Raw genomic sequence first — 805 nt, forward strand, 5'->3', positions numbered from 1 at the left:
CTGAACTGGGATAACGGCCAAGGCCCGATAGTCGCAAACAACAGTCTCAACGTCGCCGATGATGGCGCACTTGGTGACGGCTGTGAGGCTCAAGGAGAAGGCCTATTCTTGTGTCATAAAGGCTTCACTGACGCTGCGATTAAGCCAACCTCCAACTCTACGTTGACGGTTAACATCGCCGACATGCCACTTTGCGCCAACCGTAGAGATGGCGAGCTCGCCGAATGCGTCACGTTTGAAGGCATCGATCTTATCAAATCGCCTTTCGTCATTGCCGCCAATAACGCATCCGGCTCGTTTGATTTGTCTGGTATCAACAAGCAACACAAACTGCCAGTGGGCGCGGACATTTCATCGTGTAACGATTGTCACAAAGAGCTGACTATCCATAAGCTTGGTGAGCATCCACATGCCGCCACCGACTTCCAACAATGTAAAAATTGCCATAACTCTGAACGTTCTGCGTTTTATCCTGGAATGGCGGCTGATCTAAAGTACCACGTGCACTCATTCCACGTCTTTGGCTCTGCTCATAGCGGTGAAGCGCCTTTCCCTGGCGCAGTCAACAACTGTGAGGCCTGCCATACCAATGCTCAATACAACTTACCTAGCCAACAAAATACGCGCCCTTCTCTTGCAAGTGGCAAGTACTTTAGTCCTGCATTAGTCGCCTGTGGCGCGTGTCACCTAGAGTCATCTTTAGCTAATGCTGACCCGGATTCCGTGGCAGGAGCTGCGCCTCTGAACCATATGCTGAATCACGGCGCGGTATTTGGAGCAGACACAGCAGCACAAGCAACGGGCT

General features: G+C 51.7%; 1 protein-coding gene. It reads left to right on the forward strand.

Annotated elements, in window-relative coordinates:
* Nucleotides 1-805: multiheme c-type cytochrome (locus tag R7Z47_RS24480; protein ID WP_411913058.1), on the forward strand; the 805-nt coding region annotated here is incomplete at both ends.

The sequence above is a fragment of the Vibrio sp. 1641 genome (assembly GCF_033339995.1).
Taxonomy (GTDB): Bacteria; Pseudomonadota; Gammaproteobacteria; order Enterobacterales; family Vibrionaceae; genus Vibrio; species Vibrio alginolyticus.